This is a genomic window from Neorhodopirellula pilleata, assembly GCF_007859915.1.
Classification (GTDB): Bacteria; Planctomycetota; Planctomycetia; order Pirellulales; family Pirellulaceae; genus Rhodopirellula; species Rhodopirellula pilleata.
The window spans coordinates 28,296-47,376 of sequence record NZ_SJPM01000020.1 but is presented as its reverse complement, the minus strand read 5'-3'; the positions used below and the strand labels follow the sequence as shown (position 1 = coordinate 47,376).

The following is a 19,081-nucleotide window of genomic DNA, read 5'->3' as shown; positions in this document are numbered from 1 at the left end:
CATCCCTCGCTTACGCAGCGGGTTACGAAAAACCAATGCCACAGGCAAAGGTGCAACTTCAAAACTTGCGAGTCGGGCTTGTATCAATCCGGTTCAATTGAAATGAAACGCTGCGATAGCTGATATTTTGGATCTTGTGACCGATGCTTCATCACTTATAAGGCATCAAAATCCCTCCCGCACGGACGCCATCGAGTGCCTGCCAGCCTTCTTCGGCGATCGTCTTACCGAGCGTCGTGACTTCGCGATACTCGCGATCGGTCGGGAACTCGCCGGTGATCTTTCGGCGCAGTTCTTGGCAAACGGCTAGCCCCGCCGCACGTGTGACGGCGTCGTTGGTCTTGGCCGCATAAAGACTCGTCACCAGCATCACCAATGCGTTTTGCATCTTCAACGAGAGCTCCGACATGCGACATTGACGATCTGCCAGCTTGAGCTGATGACGGCGCATCGTGGCGCTGATTTCAAAACCACCCGACGAAAGGGTCCGCTGGGCAAACTTGGCATGACGACGCAGATCAGCCGACATGTCAGGAAGCTGCGTCCAGTGAGAACCACGCACGCGACGGCCGAGGTACCACGCCGCGTAGTCGGTCATCGGTTTGCGAAGCGCCCACAGATGACCGGGATTTGCCAGATTGGGCTGAGCGATCCCGCGTTCATGAAGCGTCCGGCCGATCGGTTCAAAGAACGTCTTGCCGTGATGTTTCACCACCGATTTAAAGAACGCCATGCCTAGCATTTCGCCTTCGCCCTCATAAATACACGGGGCCAAGAATTCGTGCACATTGTCGCCGAACAAATGCCCCTTCAAGAACGAACGTCCGCCGTGCGTTTTCATGAACAGCTCGATGGCGGCTTCTTTTTGGGCTTCGCTGCCGAAGATCTTGGCCACGATGCATTCCATCTCGCCACGAAAACCTTGGTCGAGCAGACCCGCACACCACTGCGTCATCGCATCACAAGCGACGATCAACCCGGCCATCCGGCCGATCCGTCGACGTACCAATTCACGACGATCGATCGCTTGACCATAGGTGCTGCGATAACTCGCCCACGGCAACATTTCGGCGAGCATCCACCGCATCGTGCCGGCCGCGTTGGCGCACAACGAGACTCGGCCCAGGTTCAAACCGTGGTAAGCGATCGTCAATCCGTCGCCACGAATCGGGTGCAACAGGTTTTCAGCCGGGACTCGAAAATCCTTGAACACGAGCCCGTTGTTATGAGCACGGGCGAGTGCGTAGATGCCGTACCGGTTCAATCGAAAATGTTCGTCCTGGTGATCCGGCAGATCCACGATCAGGACACTCGGCTTGCCGTCGATCTTGCAAACCAGACCGATCGTGCGTCCTTCGATGGCATTGGTGATGAATAGTTTTTCACCGTTGACGATGTATTCATCCCCGTCGCGGACGGCGGTCGTTTGAAGCGCCGTCAAGTCACTGCCGGCACCCGGTTCGGTCAAGGCGAACGCGGACAAACGTGTACCATCGGCAAGCTTAGGCAGGAAGCGTTGCTTTTGTTCCGGAGTTCCGAACGACCGTACCGGATCGACCGCACCGATGCATCCGTGAACCGACGCGAGTCCCGCGACGGTCGGGTCGATCGACGCCATCGAAGTGATCAGGTTGGCGAATTGTTGCATCGACGCACCGCTGCCACCGTACTCCGGTGACACGAGCGTTCCCCAGTAGCCGGCGTCGCCGAGGTCGGCCAAGACTTCGTCGGCGATCTTACCGTTCTCATTGAGTAGGGTGCCGTGATCGCGATGAAACCGCACCAATGATAGCGAACGTTGACTGACACGATTGACGTCTTCGCTGGGCATATCGACCGGACAATAAAACAACTCGGTCGGAACGTGGGCGTCCCAAATCGCGCGGTGGACCGGACTGTTAACCGTTTGATACTGCGGCGCGAACAGGTCTTCGACTTGATCGTCGGCGCTGTCGAGCACGCCGGTCCGACGGGCTTCGTCGGCGGACGCTCCTCCCAAACGCAAGGCGACTTCGGCGAACGACTCGCGATTCGAATTGTCCGAGGGAATCATCGGGGTTTTGGTATCGACACTCATGATCAATCTCCAGCGATGGGGTTGTTTTCGGAATCAACAAAACACGAAACGGCAAACGCCGCGGCGTGGTCACATGGCCTGCTACGACATTGGGCCGGCTACGACATCACCGGCCCGAGTTCGGCACGGCCGAAATAACATTCGCCACGCTCGGCCATACCGACGAGTTCATCCGGGGCGGCGAAACGATCGCCGTAGAGATGACGGAGTCGTTCGCAGTTGTGTACGACACGCTTCAAGCCGATCGCATCGACCATGTGCAACGGACCACCTCGGAACGGAGCAAACCCGGTCCCGAGGACCATGGCCAAGTCGATCGCCCAAGGCAGATCAACGACATGCTCTTGATGACACGTGACCGCCTCGATCAGCATCGGATACACCAACCGCCGCTGAGTAAGTGTCAAACCATCGGCCGCGAAATCATGTTCGCTTGGAAGATGAACGTCGCCGGAATGATCCAACGCCAAATCAAACGGTTTGCCTTTTTTGCCATTGCGGTAACGGTAGAAGCCCCCGCCCGACTTTTTACCCAATTGACCCGCGTCGACCATCCGCGTCAGTGGCGCAACCACTTCGTTCACGCCCGCACAGACGGTGTCGAGCGATCCGGCGACGTGCATCGCCACGTCCAAGCCGACTTGGTCGATCAATTCCAACGGGCCCATCGGCATCCCGAACCGGCGCACTTCGCGATCGATCGCATCCGCCTGATAACCTTCGCGGAGCATCCGAACCGCTTCGCCGAGATACGGGAACAACACGCGGTTGACCAAGAACCCCGGACGATCCGCGGTGACCACGGGCGTCTTTCCCATCGCTTTGACGAATCCGACCAAGCGGGCGACGGTGGCCTCATCGGTTCCATCGCACCGTACTACTTCGACCAGTTCCATCCGATGGACCGGATTGAAGAAATGCAATCCGGCCACCCGATGCGGTCGCATCGTCGAATCGCTCATCCGCGTCACCGACAACGACGACGTGTTGCTCGCCAAGACGGAATCGGGGCTGACGATCCGATCCATCTCCGCGAACACGTCGGCTTTGACACTCGCTTTCTCGACGACCGCCTCGATGATCAAGTCGCAACCGCGCATGTCTTCGGGGCTGGTCGTGTATTCGATGCGTCCCAAAGTCCGCGACCGTTTTTCTTCGCTCCATGATTGGCGATTGGCGACGCTCATCATTAACTTCTCGATCCGCGCGTGCCCTTCGCGTAGCAGATCAACGTTGACTTCCTTCACGACGACTTCGAAATCGCGAACTGCCGAAAGCTGGGCGATGCCCGCACCCATCGCGCCGGCACCGATCACGCCGACACGACGGATCGGGTTGTCATGAACGACCGAAGACGGCGTGGTGGTCCAGGTGGACAGTTTGCGAGCATTCTCACGGGCAAAGAACAGACTCAACAAATGTTTCGAGGTCGGCGTCGACAGCAGTTTGACGAACTCTTCCCGTTCGATTTGATAGCCCATCGGACCGCTATCAAAACTCGCTTGCATCGCCCTCATCGCTGCCGGCAAGGCGGGGTAGTGTTCCGATTTGCGTGCGACTTTCCCGCTAGCCATTTTGAAGACAGCGTGGCGACCGATGCGGCTACGCGACAAGGCAGCGACCAACCGCGAACGCCAAGAAAGTCGGCGCGTCACACGACCGGCCAAAACCGAATCAACGAATCGCTGCCGCGCCGCGTCCCAGTCGTCGGGATCGACGGCGAGATCGACCAGGCCGATCCGCATCGCCGCGTGCGCACCGAAATGCTTGCCTGTCAAAATCATGTCCATTGCCACGTGGGTCCCGACCAACCGAGGCAACCGCTGGGTTCCGCCCCAACCTGGAATCAATCCCAATTGAATTTCGGGTAAACCGATCTTGGTGTGGCTGCTGTTTCTTGCGATGCGATAGTCGCATGCGAGCGCCCATTCCAAACCGCCGCCCAAGCAGGGACCGTCGATCACCAGGATCGTCGGCATCGGTAACCAAGCGATGCGTTGAAACAGCGATTGTCCGGTCACGATCAATCGCGTCGCTTCGTCAGGCGAATCGATACCGGCAATGATCGAAACGTCCGCTCCGGCCAAGAAACCGCTTTCCTTGCCGCTTTCGAAAACGACCGCGCGAACGCCTTCGGAATGTTCGATCGCGGCAATAATTGCGGCGAGTTCATTCATTACCTCCGGTGTGATCACGTTGAGCGGTCGGCCGGGGACGTTGATCGAAACGGTCACGACCCCGCGATCGTCTTCAGTGACCTTGAAATTTTCATATTGGTGAAACGTTTTCATGACTTATCTCCTAAATCGGTTTCGAGAATCATGGCGAACCCTTGTCCCCCGCCGACGCACAGCGTGGCGAGACCACGGCGGTAACCCGCCTTCTTGAGCGAACGCAGCAACGTGAGAATCAATCGCGTCCCGGTCATCCCGACGGGATGGCCTAACGCGATCGCCCCGCCATGAACGTTCAGCCGTGAGGGATCGATTTGGCCGATCGCTTCACTGCGATCGAGTTCGTTTTGGGCGAACGTCTTCGACCCCAGTGCCGCCTGACAGGCGAGCACTTGAGCAGCGAATGCTTCGTTGATTTCAACGAGATCAAAGTCATTAATCGATCGTCCCGTGCGTGCCAACAGTTTGTTGATCGCGTAAACGGGTCCCAAGCCCATCCGTTTGGGATCGCATCCGGCGATGGCGTAATCGGTGATGTAACCAAGCGGTGGCCCGGAGAAACGATCCATCGATTCTTCACTCGACAACAACAAACAAGCCGCTCCGTCGGTCAACGGGCAACTGTTGCCCGCCGTGACGGTGCCGTTGCGATCGAAGATCGGTCGCAACTTTGCGAGTTGTTCCATCGACTGGCCGTAGCGAATGGCATTGTCTTTTTCGAAATCCTTGTCCATCACATCGGGAATTCGAACGGGGGTGATCTCGCCGGATAGGAAGCAAGCCTTTTGCGTCTCCTCGGCCCGTTGATGGCTTTGCATCGCGAACTCGTCTTGCTGCTTGCGGCTGATCCCGAATTCCTTGGCGAGAACTTCGGCGGTTTGGCCCATGTTCAGACCGCAGACCGGGTCGGTGAGCCCCAATTCGATGCCGACGAGGGGCTGAAAATGTTTCGGACGGAAGTCCATCAAGGCGCGAAGTTTGGCCGAAAGCGATCGAGCCCGACCGAGCCGCATCCAACGCCGGGCGGCCGAGGGTCGAAACAGCATTGGAATGTTGGACATCGATTCGGTCCCTCCCGCAGCGACGATGTTCGACCGCCCCGTCGCGATCGCCTGCCACGCGGCTATCACCGATTCCATTCCCGACGCACAGTTTCGATTGACCGTATGGGCGATGCGATCGCGGGGAATCCCCGCACGAAGTGCGATCACACGAGCAATGTTGGCCGAATCGGCCGGCCCGGCCACGTTGCCGAAGATAACCTCGTCGACATCGTGAGGGACCAAACCGCCACGCCGCAATACGTCCTCGACGACGACACGTCCGAGTTGGACCGCGTCGACGTTCTGCAAGTCGGTAAAGGCCTTGGCCATGGGGGTGCGAACGCCGTCGACGACCGCGAGGGGGGGTAACTTATTCATCAGACAGTCTCCATGGAGTCGGGGTTCGACGCGGAAGCTTGATTCATTGGTTCGTGACTTCGCAGTTCGCGACGAATGACCTTGCCCAGAAAATTTCTAGGTAAGTCTTCGCAAACTTCGAACAAGCGGGGCCGTTTGTATTTGGCCAACACGCGGTCGCAGTGCGCCCGAACATCGGATTCGTTCCATCCGGCGGAAGGTTCCAAAACGACGAACGCTTTGACGATCTCACCGCGTGCGGGATCGGGGACGCCGACCACGGCGGCATCGCGAATGCTGGGGTGTTCGCAGATCGCCGTTTCGACTTCGCTGGGGTAAACGTTGAAACCCGACGTGATGATCAGGTCCTTCTTGCGACCGACGATTTGGTAACGGCCCGCTTCGTCTTGGCACGCCAAGTCGCCCGTGTGCAGCCATCCGTCGCGGATGGCCGTGGCCGTTGTGGCGGGGTCGTTCCAATAACCAAGCATCACCTGCGGACCGCGGACGAGGAGTTCACCGACCTCGCCGGGCTCAACGCAACGATCGTGGTTTTCCGAGTCGACGATCCGGCTCTGAGTCCTTGGCAAGGGATAACCGATCGTTCCGTAGGCCGGCGATCGAAACAGATGGCCGACGTGCGTGACCGGCGACGCTTCGCTGAGTCCGTATCCCTCGACGACGAGAGCCCCGGTGTGGCGACTGAACTCCTCAGCGACTTGTGCGTCCAGCGTCGCACCGCCCGAGATCACCCATCGCAATCCGCGCAGGTTCGGCGGATACAAGCGGAATCGCTCGTTCATCGCCACCAACATCGCCGGAACGGCATGAAAGACCGTCGGCTGGTGATCGTGCAACAATCCGATCACTTGCTTGGTGTTGAAACGATGATGCATGATCAGCGTCGAGCCCGTCGCGGCGCCGCCCATCACCGTCGCCGACATCCCGTAACTGTGAAAGAACGGCAACACGGCGAGCATCTTTTCCCGCCCGAACGAACGCCGTGTCCAAACGTATTGTTGCCAAGCGTTGGCGACCATGTTCGTGTGACTGAGCGTGACCGCTTTAGGGACGCCCGTGGTACCACCGGTCGGCAAGATGTAAGCCGGATCGCGCAGCGGGTCGATCTCGACCCGGTGATACTCCGCTTCGGACATCGACATCTCGTCCCAAAACCAACGCGATCGATCATCGGCGGGCAAGGTCCAAACGCCCGTTCGTTTTCGGCGCATCCAAAGGTAACCGATTTGATGCAGCGACGGCAAATGTTCTCGTATCGAAACCAACAACAAGCGCACGTCGGGATCGGTCACGGTATCACTGAGCATGTCCAAACAAACCACCAAGCGGCAATCGGTTTGTTTGAGCAGCTTGTCGACTTCGTCCGCCACCATCAGCGGACTGATCGCGATCGCGACGCCTCCGGCTCGCCAGATCGCGTTGGCGGCGATCACAAACTCGGGGATGTTCGGCAATTGAATGCCAACTCGGTCGCCGGCACGAATACCCAAACGTTGCAACACCGCCGCGCAGCGAATAGCCGCTTGATTGAGATCGCGGTAAGACCAATGGGTCTCGCCATAAACGATCGCATCGCGGCCGGGCAGTTGCTCGGCGGCGTGCTGCAAAACCCCGTAGGCGGGGATGCCCTCAAAAGAATCTAACCCGCACGGCGGGCGATAGTTGATATGGCGTTCGAAACGCGAATCAAACAACCCCGAGTGATCTGGACGCCGGTGACCCATGATGGACCTCCCAACAATCCCGTCCCCTCCGTAGGAGCGGTCGGCTGTCGGCTCGGGTTCAGCCAGGACGATTCAAAGAGCGAAAAGCGCGGACCGGCCAAAACTTTTGACCGGAACAACATGAGTGGGGAAACCGGAAACCGAGCCGAAACCGTTTTCCTAACGCATGTGATGAAGTATACGCTCGAAAAACCTCTTTGTTGTCTATTTTCTCTTTAATTTTACCTAAAGGGGGCTTCCCTTCCATTAGCACCGTCCTCGAAACATCTAAGGGCGTCCTCGAATAGGCCAAAGTCTGGACTGCCAAAGATTGGACATTGTGGCGATTTCGCTTTGCGCATGTCTATCGTTTCGGGATTCGGTTGAGCGTGTAGTAGGCATTGGGATGCAACAAAGGTTCGCCGCTTTGATCTCGTAGCGCCGATGCGTCAAGCTCATGAACGAACAATGGACGTCGCTGTTCGGTGACGAGACGCACTCGGCGGGCATCATCGGACACGCTGGCTTGTTCGATCTTGACGGTTTGATTTTGAATCTCGTCACTGCCGTAGTTGCTGTGATACAGATACGTATAGCTTTGCATCGCATACGTTTTCGGATCGTTCGCGATCGCCACGTCGACCGGTCGGGTGAAAAGTAATTCGAACCCGTCCGGTGTCGCTCGCATCTCTTGGATTTCGAACGGCGTCTTGCCGGTCCAAACTAATCGCTGCAATCCATAGGCGGCCGTGCCTAGACTGCTCCATCCGCGATTGGTCAATCCGACAAACATGCTTCCGTCGACTCCTTGAGCCATTCGCAAGACCGCCGATGCGAGTCCGCGACGAAACGGGAAACAGGCTCCTTGATATTCTCCATCAACTTTTTCCAGGAAGACTCGGTTGATCGACGCTTGTGTGAACTCGCCGACGAAGAACTGTCCTTTGAACGGACCGAACCGACCGCCGCTTTGATCGAGCATGATGTCGGTGGCCGACTGACCGACCTTTTTGTACGGGAACCAAACGGCCGGCGGTTTGAGCTCTTTCATCGCCGCGATCGCTTGAGGATATGGCAATCCATCGGGGACGTTTTCAATGCCACGGATCGGTGACCCCGCTAGGTTCATCGACGCGAGCGATTCGGCATGGTGAAAGAATGCACCTTCACGCATGTGATGCAACGAATTGGTCGCGACCCAGTTTCCCTGTTGATCGGTGTAGAACATATCGCCACTTGTGTTAACGCCGAGTCCCGAGGGCGATCGCATCCCCGCGCACATCGGTAGCAATTCACCGTCGTCGGCGATCTTCAACCCCCAACCTCGCCATGCGGCTTGGCGATAACCCAACGGGGCGTCGGGGACGGCGTGCTTGAGTTCGTCTCCGTTGAGCTTCATCGCGATGTTCAGCGTGACCCAAAGATTGCCGTTGCCGTCAAGCTTGGGTCCATAGGCGTACTCGTGATAATGCCCGCTCACGCCCCAACCTTTGGCGATCGTATCGTATTGATCGGCGACCTCATCACCGTCAGTATCGGTTAACAATGTCAGTTCGGTTCGCTGCGCCGTTGCCAAGCCGCCTTGGTACCTCAAGAGGCCGAGGGGTTCATGCAGTGCCGTCGCGAATCGATGATAGGTGACTTTTGAAGGGTCCTCCTGATCGACGTGATCCAAGATCCATACTTCGCCCTTGCGAATCGCGACGGCGACACGCTGCTGATCCAAAACGGCGATACCACTGACTTCCAAGGCGATCCCGTCGTCGGCAGGCTTCCAATTCGGATCGCGAGAATCCGTTGCGGTCGCTGGCGTGGCGATCGAGACGATTCGATAGTATTCGTCTTCGCCAGCGGACGCGGAAACGCCTGTCCAGATGGCAACGCAAATCGCCAAGTAAGCTTGTCGCACTACCATCGGTAAGTCACCTTCAAGTCTTCGGAATCAGTCAACGGGAACCACTCGCCATCGTGCCGGATCCACAACAGCTTTGATTTCGATTCATCGGGAACCACTAACGATAAAGTGCGAATCAGATTCTTGTCCTGATACGGAACGATCCGGTCTTCGATCACGATGTTAAAGTATTGATATCGAAAGATGGGCACGCGATTGACATCAAGGCGATATCCCAAGAATCGCAACGCGATCGGAGTCGTTTGTCCTGTTGTCGCATCGCGTTCGAAAAAGATGTTCTCGCTATCGAGTATTTGAACCGGTTTGCCGAGTGGATCGACCGGCGGCGTGAATCGCTCGAACCAAGTGCTTCGGGCGTCCAGGAAACTCTCGCGCCATCCGATCGCCAAGCGGATGTTTTGCGAGTCGATGGCGAAGTGAACGCCTTCGGGAAATCCCACCGCGATGGCATGCGTACCGACATCGTTCATGAACGTTCGTAGGATCAGCGGATGTTCGGCCGGCTTGAGTTCGTAATCCTTGGCCCGCTCGAGTGCGATTTTATCGGGCGGCCCCAATCGATTGCTTTGAACGAGGTAAGCCCACATGGCGGCGATTTGCCGGTCCGCATCCCCGCCAAGGATTTGCGGCGTTTGGCTCTTGCCGTCGGGAAAAAAAGTCGGCATCCGAGTGCGAGCTTTCACTTCGCCGGGGTTGGTCAAGAAACGTTGAAACCACGCCGGATGAATTCGATCAGGAACGCTGGACAACTCCACTCCGATCACGCCCGGCAACGCTTGTCCGTTGAACTCGTGACATTGGATGCAGCCGATTTCCATCAGTTGTTTGCCGGTCGGTGCGAGCGACTTGATGTCTCCAAAGACATTGTTTTCAGAAGTCTCGTTCACCTGATCGGCGTCACCAAATTGATCGGCCAATTTCAAAACATCCGCGTGCGGATAAACCGGCATTCGGATCGTCATGTGATCGCGCAGGGTCGTTTTCCGATCGCCACGAAACAGACGGCTCAGCCATTTTGATTGCAGCTTTTCGCCCACGCCGGTCAACGGTGGCGGCAACCTGCCTTCGTCTCCGAGATCGGCACCGGAGACGGTTTCGAAATAGTTCTTTCGAAATCGGCCGACGCCGCCGAACTCGTCTCGCTGATGACACGCGTAACAGTTCATTCGCATCATCGTCAACAAAACGTGATCTTTTGCCGACGCAACCGGATTCGTGGCGAGTGATTCGATCGTCGATCGGATCGCTTGGCGTTGTGCCTGATCAAGACCGTAGCGGGGAACGTCGGCGGGCTGGTCCGCCAAACAAGATCGCGACGTTTGCTCAAGTGCGTTCGGTTCGAGTTCGCACTGGGCCAGCGGTTCGGACTGGAGCGATGCCTGGATTCCCGCGTCATGACAATTGGCGCATCCGAACTCGGCAAAATGCCGGCGTCCTTGTTGAACCAGCGATTCGTCTCGAACCATTTCCGTGGGATGATCGTCCTTTGCGAGTGATTCAAGCAAATACTCCGCGATATCGGCCGCTTCGTTGACGGATAGCTTGAGCGCCGGCATTCGTGAACTCGGACGGACATCCGCCGGATCGTAAAGAAAATGAGTTAACGAACGACGTGAATACTTCGCCGACAAGTCACCGTGTGGCACCGACTCAACGCGTCGAGCCGCGCCGGCTAAACCCATCTCGGCAAGCTCTTCCGGATCCAACTCATCAAGTAACGCGTCGATGGGCGAGGGCGGCAGTTCGGCGACTTCGTAGTCTGGATCGGGTGCATGACAAGCGACGCAGCCGACTTCGTGATACAAGCGTTCGCCCCGCGCGGCGTCGCCCTTGGTCCAATATTGAAACTCGACTGGATTCGCTCCCGTCGCCTTAATCTCGGGAAAGTCGGATTGCATCGTCGACAAGAAAGCGACAAGCCCATCAATGACTTCAGTACGTCGGTCGATTGGCAGATCCGACAGCACATCCGGCATCGTCGTGCCGGGTTTGATCGATGAAGGAGCCGCGAGATAATCGTGCAACCATTTGGAACTGACGCGCCGACCGACGCCCTTCAGTTCTGGGCCGCCTTTCGCGATCACCGCTGTCGATGGGTGACAGGCCGTGCAACTGAGTTCGCTGAGCAAGATCGAACCGGCAATCGCCTCGTCGATCTCATGATGTCGTCCAAAGCGATCGAAGGCCGAAACCAACGGGGCGGAGATGGATTGCGAACCATCGGTGGCCTCGGCGAACACGATCCCGTCGTCGGGTAAGCCCGTCAAGAACATGTAGGCAAAACATATGCCCGACAAAGCAAGATTGGTTTTCATATCACGGTGATCATCTGCAAGCGCGTATAAATTCACTCGCCTCCAAAGGATCCGACCCGTTTCGGAGACGCGTTAAGCCGTCTGACGACGCTGAACCAATTCTTGGATCAACATCGCCATCGCCGCGCTCACCATCGGCGTGCTCATGCTGGGCGAATCGGAATCATCGCGAGCGACCTGAGCCGGAGCCAAGGGCATGTGAATGAAGGCCGACGCGGTTTTCATCCCGAACGAGGCGATGTAATGTTGGCTCAAGTATAAGGCGGCGTTGCACAGATAGGTACCCGCGTGATGCGAGACCGCCGCCGGGATACCTGCGCTTCGAATCTTCGCCGCCGCCGCCTCTAACGGCAGATTGCTTCGGTAGGCCGCCGGTGCTCCCGAGAGAATCTCGCTACCGTCGGTTCGTAGATTCAATCCGACCGCCTCGAGACGCAATCGAGCCGATCCCGGCGCTTGGCCGCAGTGCAATGCGAAATCGTAATCCTCCTGAAGATCCGTCCGCATTTTCTCGCTCATTCGTCCCAAATCGACGGGATAGCGGCGGGTCACCAATTGAATGGGTCCGTCGAACCAATGCGTCAAATCCATCAGCGCCAACCAACTCGCATTGTCGGGCCAGCGGTCGTAGGGTTCGAATGCGGTGAGCAGAACTCGGGTCACGGGCGTGCCGAACAGTAAGTAGGAAAAAAACGACGAGCGGAAAAACGGCCGGTATGAAACAAATAGTCAAAACCAGGGAAGACGTGAGTCGAAGTATAGTTCACAACGCCCTTAAAGTGACCAATTCAAGACACTCGCCAAATTATGATGCTGGTCCGTCCATAGCGGTGCCCGGTTCAGCTGCTTTTCATTGGGGATTTTTGCATCGGCGAGCGAGCGATGAGCCCAAAATGAGTCTCCTCGGTCGCTCGCGATCACCCATCGGGCCGACCGGGTGCAGGTGGCCTCGTCACCGACACTGTGAATTTCACGACTGTCCAACTCGATCATCCGTGACAAACGATGCGTCAGCGGAACCAAGTCCAGGTGGTTGTTCGATAAATGGATCGCCAAAACTCCGTCGGTTTTAAGTTTGGATCGGTACAGTTGCATCGCCTCGATCGTCAACAGGTGCGCCGGGATGGCGTCGCTGCTGAACGCGTCAAGTACCAACAGGTCGTACTTTTGGTCGGCTTCTCGTTCGAGCAACAAACGACCATCACCAAGGAAATGTTCGATCGAGGAAGGGCAAGTATTCAAGAAACTGAAATGCGATTCCGCGATCTCGACCACCGCCGAATTGATCTCGAATAAGTCGAACGCGTCCGACGGCCGACCGTAAGCCGCCAACACGCCACAACCCAACCCCACCACGCCGATTCGCATCGAAGGTTGTTCGGATTGCATCCGCTGGATCACTTTCCCGACGCCGCTTTGAGTTCCGTAATAGGACGTCGGTGTCGCGCTGCGGTCGCCCAACAACTGAACGCCGTGGATCGTGTTCCCGTGGACCAACTGAACGCGGCGGTCATCTTTCTCGACTCGCAAGACACCGAAAAAGTTTCGATGCTGAGCGACCGTGTCGGCTCGTCGAGTCGTCAACGTCAATCCGGATACGACGAGAATCAAGACGCTCACCCCACACGCCATTGTTTGGGTCGATCGCCAATCGCATGCCGTCGCGAGCCAAGAGCGCGCGGACAGGAACGACAACGCGACGATTCCAATCGAGACGAGCAACGCGATCGGCAACTCGCTGTAATCGTTAAACAACATCGGGCATAGGATCGCGATCGTCAAACCACCGATCGCGCCGCCCAAGGAGATCAATGCATAATAGAGTGTGAGTTGCCGAGCCGGTGGTTTGCATCGCGCCGTCTCTCCATGACAAAGCAAACACACTCCAAACAAGATAATTAGATAGCTGACCGCTTCGACCGGCATGCGGATCGACGCAGGAACGAACTCCGCCAAACCGATCATCGCGAATGCGACCCCGGTCATCGTCGCGATCATCTTCGGCCGATACCAGTTCGGGGAATCGAAACTGATAATAAATGTCAAAAGATACAAACTCAGTGGCACGACCCACAAGAACGGAATCACAGCAATGTCTTGGCACACGTGACTGGTGATCACCAACAACATCATCGACGCGAACGCGGGAAGGGCCACCCAAGCAATCCATTGAGCGGTGGTGGAGCGTTCGGGTTCGCCATCAATGCTCGATGCTTCCTTGTCGTGGCGTCGACTTTCAGTCGACGTTTCAGTGATTGCCGACTGAAAGTCGCCACCACTTAAGGTTCCCACATCCGAAATGGAATCGAGTCGCGAACGGTATCGGCGAAACAATCCGACGGCGATCCATCCATCGACTAACACGAACGCGCAAAACGCCAACGACCAAACCAACGATTGCTGACCGACCGACAACCAAGGCTCCACCAGGAACGGATAACTCAGCAGCGCCGCCAACGAACCGGCATTGGACAACGCATACAGGCGATAGACCGATTCATCATTGTTTTCATAGCTCAGCCAAGCTTGCACCAACGGCCCCGTGCTCGAGAGAACAAAATACGGAAGGGCGACATGGGCGGCGAGCAGCACGAGCAGCGTCCAAGTCGGATCTTCCGTGCCGACCGGTTTCCAAGCGTCGCCCGGTTGGATCGGCAGCGACCAAGCCGCCGCAATCAATAGCGATAGGTGGATAACGCCTTGAAAAATCGGCGTACAAAAATGACGTAAACAATGGGCGTAAAGGTAGCCCGCGAACAAGAGCATTTGAAAGAACAGCAAGCACGTCGTCCAAACCGCGGGTGTGCCACCGAACCAAGGCAAAACGCACTTGCTAATGACCGGTTGGATCTGAAACACCAAGAACGCACTGAGCAGCGTTGCGATGGCGAAAACGATCCAGGGCGTAGGTTTGGTCGGCGAAGAAGTCGACATAAAGCGCAATCACGGAAACGGAACCGGCGCGGCGATTCCCCCCATGGAAACCTCTCCCGCATCGAACTCTAGGACACGGTTTGGTTTCCCGGCAAATTTCTTTCTGCCAATCTTTCGGCAAAGTAGAAAAGTAACGATTGTATCAATCGAACGCCGCACCGATCGCTCTTGGCGCATTTCAAAATAGCATGGCGATTACATCGTCCAATTCATCGTCATCGCTCGAAAAGGCTCCTGCAAGACCTTCCGAATGAACAAGAACAGCATCGACTGCTTCGACATCGCCAAAATGCGTCGGGCGAACCGACTCGCCAGCGGCTTGACTCGCGGTTCGGCGGTTTAGTTCATTGATCACCAATAGTGCGTCAAGTTCCGAGACAACCGAGTCGCCCCCCACATCCAGGTCGACACCAAACCGCTGTGCCTCATCGGTAACTGTCTCACGGCTCCCAAATTCATTGAGGAAATTTATGACAAGCAACGCGTCCAAGGCTGTCACGCTACCATCGCGGTTTACGTCGACATTGTTTTGGGTATTCTGCAAACTGACGCTTCGAACGGAGCATGCACCGTCGACCCCCGAACACACATGGGCTTCGGGATCGTGCAACGAAACCGTAAGCACCGCTAACGGCGTTAGCGGTCCGAAGGCGGAACCGAGAGTACTTCCCGTGGGTAAGCCGGTTCCAATGAAATCATCAAGACCGAGGTGGCGACGAATCACGGAGTTTTCATCCATTCCGTCTCCGCTATCGGGCGAAAAAGCCGCACCACCACCGACTGCGGAATTGACCTCGGTGCCCGCATCATAAACATCACGTCCGAAGATCGTAATTCGTCGTTCGCCACGGAAGTTACCTGCGGAATCGAAAAGCTCGTAGGAAGTCGGATTGAGGTTGGCAATGAAGGCATCATTGGAAGGAATAATCATGCTGGCGAAACTGAAGAAACGATTTTCGCGAGTATCGGAGATTTCGAGTATCTGACTGCTGGATTCACCGGGCTCAAAAACCGGTGCCCCGGGGAAACCGCCGGGTGCGGTTAACAACGCACCAGTGCCATCCGTTTGGATCTGGAATCGTTCGATCAGCTCGCTCGCGTCGCCCTCCTCGGCAATCAACTCAAGGCCAGGGAAATCCGACGCAAGACGACCTGTTCGAGCGATCTCGAAGGAACCGTCATGAAAGCCGACCCAGAATGGCGTTTGAGAAAGTCCACCAATCTCCGTCAAGGTCTCGATATTGACCTGCAATCGGACGCCCACATCGACATTGAAAGTACCGATTCGCCCTCTTGTTGCGGCTTGTCCGAATGTGTCGCGAGGCCCATCGTCGGTCAGGGCGATCGAGTAAACACCGTTATCTCGCGCCGTGAATGCACCATCGGAGGTCGCAACGGTGTAGGTTACCGCAACGGTATTCGGCGTGGTGCCGGGGATCGCATTGGTCGAAGCATCGGTTACGGTTAACTCTCGATTTAGACTACCCGTGACCCGGATATCGTCGGTGTCGATGGACGTCAGGTCGATCCCCGACGGGTCGTTGTAAACGACGGTGATGGTTTGAGATGCCGTCCCGGCGACTTCAATGGAAAGAGCGCTCGCCGAAGCCAAGGGACCTTCGGAATCAACGACCGAGTTTGCTTGACCGGCGATTCCAATGGTGATTCGGGCGATCGGAGTCCGGCTCCTGAAGGCGGACTCCAAGTTTCCGCCACTCGCGATCGGTGTTCCAATGAACTCGTTCAAACTGGAAAGACTTTGAATCACGCCATTCTCGTCGACGCCGTCGCCCGGAAGGGTCGAGAAAGCAGCCCCGGCGCTGATGCCGTTTTGCTCTGTCCCGGCATCCCAAATGTCACTCCCGTAGATCGTAATGGTCCGCGGGCCGGTGAAAAAACCGTTATGATCGAACAGTTCATAGGCACGAGGATTGAGGTTGGCGATAAACGCATCATTGGAAGGGATCACCATGCTGGCGAAACTGAAAAATCGGTTTTGATTGGTGTCGAAAACTTGCAAGTGTTCGGTCACCGACTCACCGGGTTCAAAGACTGGTGCGCCGGCAAACCCGCCTGGCGCGAGCACGACGCCACCAACCCCGTCGGATTGACCACTGAAGCGTGCCGCTAGCTCGCTGACGTCTCCCTCTTCGGCGAGTAATTCCAAGCCTCCGAATTCACTCGCGGAGACTCCCGCCCTTGCCACCTGAAAGCTTCCATCATGCACGCCTATCCAAAACGGCGTTTGAGCCAAGCCACCGATATCCGTAAGATTCTCGACCGTGATTTCTAGCTCCACAGCGACGCGCACTTCGAACGACGCCAAGGCTGTGACACCGGACTGGTTCCCAAACCCGTCGCCGACCTCGGATTCATTGAGGCTCACAAAATAGAGACCGTTGTCCTCGGTGCTAAACCCGTTTCCGTCCACCGGTGCGATTTCGTAGATCGCAGTCAAATTGCGGCTTGACTGAGCGTTTGCGGGCTCGATGGTAATGCCCACGACTTGCAATTCACGCCCGGTGGTAGAGACAATTTTCAAGTCATCGACGCCCACACTGGAACGATCGATCCCCGACGCATCGCTGTAGGTGACACGGATCAAATGCGTGGACTGCCCCTGACCGATCAACGACGGTGCATCGGCGGTGGCGAGTGGTCCCCGTTGGTCGATCGCCAGGGTCGGTGTATCGGACATCGCGATCGTAATGCGGCCGATCGGAGTCATCTGATCGAAAGCAGACCGAAGCGTTTCGCCACTCACCAATCCGGTGTCAACGAACTCATCCAATCCCAAGTGACGCCGAATGACTCCGTTCTCGTCGATTGATGTTCCGCCTTCGCTGCTAAAGGCGGCCCCCAAGTCGCTGCCGTTGACTTCGGTTCCGGCGTCCCAAATGTCTTGGCCGTAAATTGTGATCGTTCGTGTACCGGTGAATTGTCCGGATTGATTGAACAGCTCGATGCCTCGTGGGTCCAAGTTTGCGATAAACGCATCGTTGGAAGGGATCACCATGCTGGCATAGCTAAAAAAGCGATTCGTCGTTGGATCATCGACATCAAGTGTGCCCGAGAAAACCTCTCCGGGCTCGAAAACCGGCGCCCCCGCGAATCCGGATGGCGCGGTAATCACACCACCATTGCCGACTGTTTCGCTCCGAAAACGCGCGATCAGTGCATCCAACGCCCCCTCTTCGGCCAATTCTTCCAAGCCTCCAAAATCGCTCGCGGGTCTGCCCGCCCGGGCGATTTCAAAATTACCGTTGTGAGTGCCGATCCAAAGCGGAGTTTGACGCAAGCCGCCATCATCAGCCAGGCTTTCAAAAGTTACCGTCAGTCGCACCGGAGCATCCACGGTGAATTCGCCCAGCCGTTGACCCGAACTGGCAATCCCGAAAGAATCGTTAACCTGTCGGTCGAGCAAAACAACGCTGTAAGTTCCGTTGTCAAGCGATGTGAAAGTTCCCGATGAAGTCAGCGTCGATGGTGACAGGCGGTAGGTCGCAGTTACTTCCGTGACCGGTGTTCCACTCGTGATCGCCGACGAAGGCGCGTCGGTCGATACGGAGACCACATCCAATTGCGTCAGCAATGGACCGGTGATGCGCAGGTTTGCCGGCGAAATACTCGTCAGGTCGACCCCCGACGGATCACGATAGGTCACGGATATTTCGTGATAGTCGCTCCGTTGAACCAAGTCGTCGGCGGACAATACGGGAGACGGGCCGCTCGCGTCCTCGGGGCCGCTTGGTTTGCTCGCTAACGAGATGCTGATTCGCGCGATCGGCGTTTGATCCGCGAAGGCGCGCCGGAGTGGCTCACCGGTCGGCAAACCGACGCCGATGAAGTTATCGAGACCCTCGTGCAAGTGAATCAAACCGTTCTCGTCTGTCGAAGTGCCCGCGTCGATCACAAAAGCCGGCCCACCACCGACCGCATTCACCTCCGTGCCAGCATCCCATACCTGGCTCCCATAGATTTCAATCGTGCGATTGCCTGTGAATTGACCCGTTTCATCGAACAAGCGTATCGCTCGAGAATTCAAGTTGGCGATAAAGGCGTCGTTCGATGGAATCAGCATCGAGGCATAGCTGAAATACGGCGATAACGTCGTGTCATCCACCGTGAACGTTTGGGTGACGGTCTCACCCGGCTCAAAAATCGGAGCCCCCGCAAAGCCCAATGGGGCGGTGAGCACACCATCATTGCCAACCGCCTCGTTTGCGAATCGTGCACGCAGTGGGGCGACGTCGCCTTCTTCGGCGAGTTCTTCGAGCCCACCGAAGTCGTTTGCCGCCTGGCCGATCCGACCGATTTCGAAGTTGCCATCATGGGCTCCGATCCATAACGGAGTGTTTGCTAGACCACCTTCAACAGATAGGTTCTCAACCGAAATCTGAAGAACCTCTGCGGCCAGCAATTGCCGACGCTCAAGAGTCTCAAGACGAATACCACGACGCATAGAAGCTTTTCGGGGGAGTCGCGATTGAGTCACTGAACGAAAACGGCGGAACAAGCGGGCAACAGCAAACGACATGGCTA

Annotated in this window: 9 protein-coding genes; all 9 read right to left on the bottom strand. The window is 56.8% G+C overall.

Translation table 11 applies throughout. The features are described 5' to 3' along the window. Positions 1-151: 151 nt before the first annotated feature. Positions 152-2,077, bottom strand: a complete 1,926-nt coding sequence (locus Pla100_RS27145) for an acyl-CoA dehydrogenase family protein (protein ID WP_231603689.1) — start codon at positions 2,075-2,077, stop codon at positions 152-154. A gap of 98 nt (positions 2,078-2,175) precedes the next feature. Beyond that, positions 2,176-4,368 (bottom strand): 3-hydroxyacyl-CoA dehydrogenase NAD-binding domain-containing protein, encoded by a 2,193-nt coding sequence (locus Pla100_RS27140; protein ID WP_146581975.1) that lies wholly within the window; start codon positions 4,366-4,368, stop codon positions 2,176-2,178. After that, a complete protein-coding gene (locus Pla100_RS27135) occupies positions 4,365-5,672 on the bottom strand; it encodes a thiolase family protein (RefSeq protein ID WP_146581973.1) in 1,308 nt (435 codons plus the stop codon). Before Pla100_RS27135 ends, Pla100_RS27140 begins: the two co-directional genes overlap by 4 nt. Beyond that, complete coding sequence (locus tag Pla100_RS27130; protein ID WP_146581972.1) at positions 5,672-7,396, bottom strand: long-chain-fatty-acid--CoA ligase; 1,725 nt, start codon at positions 7,394-7,396, stop codon at positions 5,672-5,674. Before Pla100_RS27130 ends, Pla100_RS27135 begins: the two co-directional genes overlap by 1 nt. A gap of 343 nt (positions 7,397-7,739) precedes the next feature. Next, entirely contained in the window at positions 7,740-9,290 is a 1,551-nt protein-coding gene (locus Pla100_RS27125; protein ID WP_146581970.1) for a DUF7133 domain-containing protein, read from the bottom strand. Next, the gene (locus Pla100_RS27120; protein WP_146581968.1) at positions 9,284-11,605 is read right to left on the bottom strand and encodes a c-type cytochrome; all 2,322 of its coding nucleotides are present in this window, start codon (positions 11,603-11,605) and stop codon (positions 9,284-9,286) included. Before Pla100_RS27120 ends, Pla100_RS27125 begins: the two co-directional genes overlap by 7 nt. Before the next feature lie 72 nt (positions 11,606-11,677). Continuing rightward, complete coding sequence (locus tag Pla100_RS27115; RefSeq protein ID WP_146581966.1) at positions 11,678-12,268, bottom strand: pyroglutamyl-peptidase I; 591 nt, start codon at positions 12,266-12,268, stop codon at positions 11,678-11,680. 111 nt (positions 12,269-12,379) lie between these two features. Beyond that, positions 12,380-14,539 (bottom strand): spermidine synthase, encoded by a 2,160-nt coding sequence (locus Pla100_RS27110; RefSeq protein WP_146581965.1) that lies wholly within the window; start codon positions 14,537-14,539, stop codon positions 12,380-12,382. A gap of 178 nt (positions 14,540-14,717) precedes the next feature. Next, positions 14,718-19,001, bottom strand: a complete 4,284-nt coding sequence (locus Pla100_RS27105; RefSeq protein WP_197168271.1) for a spondin domain-containing protein — start codon at positions 18,999-19,001, stop codon at positions 14,718-14,720. Between the last annotated feature and the right edge of the window lie 80 nt (positions 19,002-19,081).